This window comes from Kitasatospora sp. NPDC059577 (genome assembly GCF_042735475.1).
Lineage (GTDB): Bacteria > Actinomycetota > Actinomycetes > Streptomycetales > Streptomycetaceae > Kitasatospora.
Genome location: NZ_JBHWBZ010000001.1, coordinates 515610 through 522403, shown reverse-complemented (window position 1 = coordinate 522403; position 6794 = coordinate 515610). Strand labels below are relative to the sequence as shown.

The window sequence follows — 6794 nt, the reverse complement described above, 5'->3', positions numbered from 1 at the left end:
CACCCCCCAATATAAACCACTCATATCGCCGCCGACCCTTATCTTGTTAAAACGCCACCTCTCGCGAGCGCCCCGCCCCCGCCCCCGGCGGCGTGCGGGCGCGCGGGGGGGTGCGGGGGGGCCCGGCCGCCCCCTCGTCCATGGACGAGCACGCCCGCTACGGCGGAGTCGTCCCCGAGATCGCCGCCCGCGCCCACGTCCACGCCGTGGCCCCCGCCGTCCAGGAGGCCCTGGACCGGGCCGGGCTCACCCTCGCCGACGTCGGCGCCGTCGCCGTGACCACCGGCCCCGGCCTGTCCGGGGCGCTGCAGGTCGGCCTCGCCGCCGCCAAGGGCTACGCCTTCTCCCTCGGCGTCCCGCTGCACGGCGTCCACCACCTCGCCGGGCACGTCGCCGCCGCCACCCTCGACGGCGGGCCGCTGCCGAACCCGTGCATCGTGCTGATCGTCTCCGGCGGGCACACCTCCCTGCTGCTGGTGCGCGACCTCGCCCGCGACCCGATCGTCCACCTCGGCGACACCCTGGACGACGCGGCCGGCGAGTGCTTCGACAAGGTCGCCCGGATCCTCCGGCTGCCCTACCCCGGCGGCCCCGCGATCGACCGCGCCGCCCGCCACGGCGACCCGGCCGCCGTCCGCCTCCCCCGCCCGCTCAGCGGACCGGACGACCCGCCGTACGCGTTCTCCTTCTCCGGGCTCAAGACCGCCGCCGCCCGCTGGGTCGAGGCCCAACGCGCCGCCGGCACCGAACCGCACGTCCCGGACGCCGCCGCCGCCCTCCAGGAGGCCATCGCGGACACCCTCACCCGCAAGGCCGTGCGGGCCTGCACCGACCACGGCATCGACACCCTCGTCGTGGTCGGCGGCGTCGCCGCCAACTCCCGTATCCGCGCCCTCACCGAGCAGCGCTGCGCGGCCGCCGGCATCACCGTGCGCGTCCCCGCCCTTCGGCTGTGCACCGACAACGGCGCCATGATCGCCGCCATCGGCGACCTGCTGGTGCGCTCCGGCGCCCGGCCCGCCCCGCTGGACCTCTCCATCGATCCCTCCGCGCCACTGGCGTACGCCGCCCTCACCCCGCTCGCCGCGACCCGCGCCGCGTGACGGCCGCCCCAGTCCTGACCGATCGTCACCGAGCCGCGCCGACACCGGCGTTGAAGAAGCGGCCGTCGATCGGTCCCGACGACGGCGGACGGGAACCGGGCCGGCCCCCGCACCGATGTCAGGCCCGGCCCGCCGTGGACTCCCGGACCTTCAGCGTCCAGTCGTGCCGCCGTACGGCTCCGGGCCCGGCCGCCCCCGCCAGCAGCTCACTGAGCAGGGCCGCGCACGCACGCCCGTACTCGGCCGGGCGCAGGTCGACCGCGGTCACCCGGGGGTTGGAGCCGCGGGCCGCCGCGCCGTCGACGCAGGCGGCCACCAGCAGGCCGGAGCCCACCTGCAGACCGGCCCGCGCCGCGGCCGCCAGCACGCCCGGAACGGCGCCGTCGGGGGCACAGACCACCGCGTCGGTGGCCGGGAAGTCGCCGATCAGGTCCGCGGTGGCGGCCTCGGCCTCGGCCGGCGTGGCGGCGAACGGGACCGTCCGCACGACCACTTCGACGCCCTCGCGCGCGCTCCAGGCGTCGGCGGCCGCCCGCAGCGCGGCGGCCCAGTCCGAGCCGGGACCGGGCGCGAGCAGCGCCGGGCGGCGCGCGCCGCGCTCGGCGAGGTGGTCCAGCAACGCGAGCAGCGAGGCCGCGTGGTCGCACACCACCGCTCCGCTCGGGGCGGCGCCCCCGCCCAGGTAGCGTTCGCCGGTGACCACCGGGACGCCCGCGGCCAGCAGGTCCGGGACCTGCGGGTCCTCGACCTCGGGGTCGATGACCAGCAGGCCGTCGACCCGGGCGGCGAGTCCGCCGCCCGCCGCCGTCCCCGGCGCGAGCAGGACGAGGTCCAGCCCGTCCTCCCTGGCCCGCTCGACCGCGCCGAACGCCAGGTTCATGTAGTAGTCCTGACGCGTGGCGGTCCGCGGCAGGTGCAGGCCGATCGCCCCCGTACTGGACCGGCGCAGACTCCGGGCCGCCGTGTTGGGCCGGTAGCCGAGGTCCCGCGCCACCGCCCGGATGCGCTCACGGGTGGCGTCGGCGACGCGGCCGGAGCCCTGGAGCGCGTCGGAGGCGGTGCTCTTGGACACCCCGGCGGCCCGGGCCACGTCGAGCAGGGTCACGGGGCGGCTGGTCACAGCGCGGAAGTCTAGTGCGCCGACCACATGCGTTCACCGGGTCGGTGATCCCTCACGTCAGGAGCCGAGCCTCCGGATCACCGGGAGGTACCCGGCCGACCGGCCCCGTCATCGCGTGCGGCCCTACCGCCGGTTCAAGCAACGACAACGTCCGCTGCTGTGCGTCGAGGCCGACCCGGATGCCGACCGGCATCGGCAGATTCGGGCCGGCATGCCCGAACTCGACGTTGCCCAGGACCGGGATGTCACGGTCGCCGAGGACGTCGAGGACGATCTCGGGCAGGGTCGGGGACGCGCCGGGTTCCAGCCCGCTGATCTCGCGCGGAACGCCCACGACCATGCCGGAGATCCGATCGAGGATGCCGCAGTGCCGCAGCACCTGCAGATAGCTCCACACGTGCGATGCGTGGCCGCCCATCTCCTCCCAGAACAGCACCGCGCCGTCGAACCGTTCGAGCGGCAGCGCGAAGGGCGTCGCCTGTGCCAGCACGATGCGGTTGATCACCCCGCCGATCAGCCGGCCTTCGGCACGACCGGGACGCCAGCACTCCCACGACGGGCTCGCAGGCAGCGCACCGATCGCCTCGGTGCCGGTCAGCAACCTGGCGTAGAGCTCTTCGAGTTCCGCCCGGCGCGCCACGGGCGCGGACTGCCAGTTTCCGCCGAAGCCGGGGACGGCCATGTCGGCGTGGAAGCCGACCAGGCCCGTGCGCGCGTGGAGCGCGAGGTGCAGCAGTGAGATGTCGCTGTAGCCGAGGATCGGCTTGGGGTCGGCCCTGATCGCCTCGATGTCGATCAGGTCGAGGTAGCCGAGCGCCGTCTGGCCGCCGTCGCTCGCGATGATCGCGCGTACCTCGGGATCACGCAGAAGGCCGTTGAACTCCCCGGCGATCTCCGCCGGGGTGGCGGCGCTCCACCAGTGGCGGCGTCCTGCTTCGAGCAGCGGGGCCCGACGCACGCGGAATCCCATCCGTTCCAGCACCACCACCGTCCGTTCGACGTTGGGCTCGTGAGCGGCCGGCAGCGCACCGGACAGCGAGGCGATGACGACGAGGTCTCCGGACCTCAGGGCGCGCGGTCGAAGCAGGTGGGGCAGTGCAGGACCAGTCATGGCGTCAGTGTGCCGGTGCCACTCGGCCGGATCACACGAATTTCGGCGGCCGTCAGCCCCTGCCCAAGCCCTTCTCGCCGTGGATGCGGGCTCGTTCGCGGCGCCGGGCCGCGAGGACGTCCGGATGGCGGGCGCTGCTGCTGCGCCGGCGCAGGTGGGCGGGCGGGCCGCGAGTCCGGACGGTGTGGTCGGCGGTGGTGGAAGCCGAGCCGGCGACGAGGTCGCCCCGGCGGGGTTCGGGCTGCTGCGCCGCCGGTGACGGCGGACGCCGGGCGGGGCGTGCCGCGGCGTGCCCCGCCGGCTCGGGCCGGGGGGGGGGGGGGGGGGGCCCGGGGGCCGCGGGGGGGGGGGGGGGGGGGGGGGGGGGGGCCCGGCCCGCCGGCGCCCCCCCCCCCCCCCCCCGGCGGTCAGGACGTCAGGCGTTCACCGCCAGGGGTGGCTGCAGCCGGACGTCGGCGCTGCCCCGTGCGGCGTGCTGGTCGGCCCAGGTGAGGAGGGCGGTGCGGCAGGCGTGGTCGAGGTGTCGCAGGTCGCTCCAGTCGAGGTCGACCGCGCGGTCGGTCGGCAGGGATTCCAGGGTGTCCAGCAGCCGGGGCAGCCGCAGGAAGGTCGCGTTGCCGCTCAGCCGGACGTGCAGCGGGCCGCCGTCCCCGGCGTCGGTGAGGTCGATGTGCAGCTGGGAGGTCTGCCAGGCGCTCTTGGCGACGGCGAGGGCCACCCCCAGCAGGACGCCCTCGAAGAGGTTGGTGACGACGATCGCCCCCGCGGTGGCGGTGAGCACGACGACCTCGCTGCGGTGCGCCCGCCACAGGGCGGCGCCCTGCCGCAGCGGGATCAGTTTGCCGCCGGCGTGGATCAGCACGCCGCCGAGGACGGCCAGCGGTACCAGCCCCAGGGCCGCCGGTACGAGTGCGGCGAACATCAGCAGCCACACGCCGTGCAGGACGCGGGAGGCCTTGGTCCGGGCCCCGGCCTGGACGTTGGCGGCGCTGCGGACGATCACGGCGGTCATCGGCAGGGCGCCGAGCAGCCCGCACAGGGTGTTGCCGATGCCCTGGGAGGTGAGCTCCTTGTCGTAGTCGGTGCGGCGGCCGTCGTGCATCTGGTCGACCGCGGCGGCGCTGAACAGGCTTTCGGCGGAGGCGATGACGGCGAACGCGAGGACGGTGCCCAGGCCCGCCGCGCTCGCGACGGCGCCGAGGCCGTCGGCGGTCGGGACGGCGACGGCGCCGAGCAGGCCGTCCACCCGGACCCGGGGGACGTCCAGGTCGAGGAGCGCGGTCGTGCCCGCGGCGAGGGCGACCGCCGCCAGCGGGGCGGGCACCGCCCGGACGGGGGCGGGCAGTTTCTTCCAGCACATCAGCAGGGCCACGGTGGCGGCGGTCATGGCGACGGCGGTCATCGCGGCCCGGCCGGTCAGCCAGTCGCCGAGCAGGGCCGGGATCCCGGCGACCTTCGCGGTGCCGGAGCCCGGCGCCGACCGCCCCGAGACGGCGTAGAGCTGCCCGAGGATCAGGATCAGCCCGATCCCGGCGAGCATGCCGTGGACGACCGACAGGGAGATCGCGCGGAACCAGCGGCCCATGCGCAGCAGGCCCATCGCGACCTGGAGGAGTCCGGCTGCGAGGACGACGGCTCCCAGTGAGGGGAGCCCGAACTTCTGGACGGCGTCGTGGACGAGGACGGTCAGGCCGGCGGCCGGCCCGCTGACCTGCAGGCTGCTGCCGGGGAGCAAGCCGACGACGAGTCCGCCGACGATGCCGGTGATCAGGCCGCGTTCGGCGGGCACGCCGGAGGCGACGGCGACGCCGACGCACAGCGGGACGGCCACCAGGAAGACGACCAGGGAGGCGGGCAGGTCCTGGCGCCAGTGCGCCAACGGGGCGCGCAGCAGGGAGCGGCCGGACCGGCCGGCGGCGTCGGGGCGGTCGGAGCCGTGGGAGCGGTGGGGAGTGTTCACAGCGGCAGGAACCCCCGGTCGGAGCCGGCGAGGACGGTGCCGGTGTGCACCTCGTAGTACCAGCCGTGCAGTCGCAGGGTGCCCTCCGCCAGTCGGCGGGTCACGCCCGGGTAGGTGCGCAGCCGGTCGAGCTGGGCGTGGACGTTGCGCTGCACCGGGCGCGCGACGTCCTCGTCCTGGTCGTGGGCCGGGACGGGCGCGAGGTGTCGGGTGGGCGGGGCGGCGTGTTCGAGCCAGGTCCGCACGGCGGGGACGGGCTCCAGGTCCTCGGCCCGGACCAGGGCCCCGATGGCCCCGCAGTGGGAGTGCCCGCAGACGATGATGTCCGGGACCTGCAGGATGTCGACGGCGTACTCGATGGTGGCGGCCTCGCCGCTGGGGGCGGCCGTGTCGTAGGCGGGCACGATGTTCCCGGCGGTGCGCAGCTCGAAGAGCTGGCCGGGGCGGGAGCCGGTGATCAGGGCCGGGACCACGCGGGAGTCGGAGCAGGTGATGAAGAGGGCTTCGGGTGCCTGCCCGGCGGAGAGCCCGCCGAGGTCGTGGCCGCTGGTGGCGAGCCGGTGCGGGAAGACGCGGGCGTGCGTCACGAGGGACTGCATGAGGGGTCTCCTTCTGCCCGCCCGGGTGGTGCCGGGCGGGGAGCTGCTGTCGTGGGGCAGCGGAGCGGGCTGACGCGCGGACGGCCGTGGGGCCGCGGGTCCGATGGCCGGACGAGGCCCGGAGGTTCCGGGCGGTCGCCGCCCGAGGGCATGGCGAGGCCGCACGCGCCCGTCATGGGCGCGCGCCGGAACCGTGCGCGGTGCGGTCAGCTCGCGGGAGCCGTCAGCAGCGGAACACCTGGAGGCGCGACAGTGCGGCCGGTCTCGACCCGTTGGCGTCGGGCACGGGCCCCCTGGGCACCGGGCCGGACGCGGGCGCCGCGCCGGTGCCGGTGTCGGTCGCCGCGCCGACGGCCGTCCGCGCGGCCGTGCCGCCGCTCGTACGGTGGTGGGCGGTGGCGCGCTGGGTCGGTGCTTCGGTGAGGTGGTGGACCTTCCAGGCGGGGTGTCCGTCGGCGGCCGTGGACTGCGGCAGCGGCTCGGCGGCGAACGCCTGCGAGCCGGACCCGAGTGCGGCGAGCACGGCCGAGACGACCGCGGCCAGCAGGAGGGCGAAGCGCTTGCCGCGCGAGATCCGCCGTACCGTCACTGCCGCCTCCCCTCGGTCCGTCGCCGATCACCGTGGTGTCCAGCGTACCGACCGTGTGTAACCGGCACGTTGGCTCCGGGCGTCGCCGAGATGAGATTTCCGCTACACGCGTGAGGGTTCTGTGCGCGTCAATCGGGCTTTGGGCACAGCGATGTGAGGACTTGTCACCTTCCCGCGACGCGACCGCACATTCGGGGAGTGCGGGGCGGCCCCGCTCCTCCGCGCGGCCGCCCCGGGGCTGCGAGTCGCGGGATCCGCCGGGCTGTCGGGCGTGATACGACTGAGCCGCGCGGGACACCGCGTGTCCGTGCG

Annotated in this window: 6 protein-coding genes; 1 reads left to right on the top strand and 5 read right to left on the bottom strand. The window is 75.9% G+C overall.

From position 1 onward, the window contains the following. Positions 1-92 precede the first annotated feature (92 nt). On the top strand, positions 93-1103 hold the full coding sequence (gene tsaD / locus ACFV0O_RS02390; RefSeq protein WP_380335188.1) for a tRNA (adenosine(37)-N6)-threonylcarbamoyltransferase complex transferase subunit TsaD: 1011 nt from the start codon (positions 93-95) through the stop codon (positions 1101-1103). Between the two features lie 118 nt (positions 1104-1221). Here tsaD and ACFV0O_RS02385 read toward each other — a convergent pair whose 3' ends face one another. The 5 genes from ACFV0O_RS02385 to ACFV0O_RS02365 form a co-directional block, all read right to left on the bottom strand. Next, positions 1222-2223: a LacI family DNA-binding transcriptional regulator gene (locus tag ACFV0O_RS02385; protein ID WP_380335186.1), complete on the bottom strand. Its 1002-nt coding sequence runs from the start codon at positions 2221-2223 to the stop codon at positions 1222-1224. 52 nt (positions 2224-2275) lie between these two features. Continuing rightward, positions 2276-3334: an LD-carboxypeptidase gene (locus ACFV0O_RS02380; RefSeq protein WP_380335183.1), complete on the bottom strand. Its 1059-nt coding sequence runs from the start codon at positions 3332-3334 to the stop codon at positions 2276-2278. 415 nt (positions 3335-3749) lie between these two features. Next, positions 3750-5294 carry a SulP family inorganic anion transporter gene (locus ACFV0O_RS02375; RefSeq protein WP_380335181.1) on the bottom strand — a complete coding sequence of 515 codons (1545 nt, stop codon included), beginning with the start codon at positions 5292-5294 and terminating at the stop codon, positions 3750-3752. Next, positions 5291-5893, bottom strand: a complete 603-nt coding sequence (locus tag ACFV0O_RS02370; RefSeq protein WP_380335178.1) for a carbonic anhydrase — start codon at positions 5891-5893, stop codon at positions 5291-5293. The genes ACFV0O_RS02375 and ACFV0O_RS02370 overlap by 4 nt, the downstream gene beginning before the upstream one ends. 223 nt (positions 5894-6116) lie before the next feature. Then, positions 6117-6482, bottom strand: a complete 366-nt coding sequence (locus tag ACFV0O_RS02365) for a hypothetical protein (RefSeq protein WP_380335175.1) — start codon at positions 6480-6482, stop codon at positions 6117-6119. Positions 6483-6794: the final 312 nt, after the last annotated feature.

Coding starts and splice junctions, on each gene's coding strand:
- ACFV0O_RS02380 (WP_380335183.1), bottom strand. CDS start 3,334: ATGACTGGTCCTGCACTGCCCCACCTGCTTCGACCGCGCGCCCTGAGG.
- ACFV0O_RS02370 (WP_380335178.1), bottom strand. CDS start 5,893: ATGCAGTCCCTCGTGACGCACGCCCGCGTCTTCCCGCACCGGCTCGCC.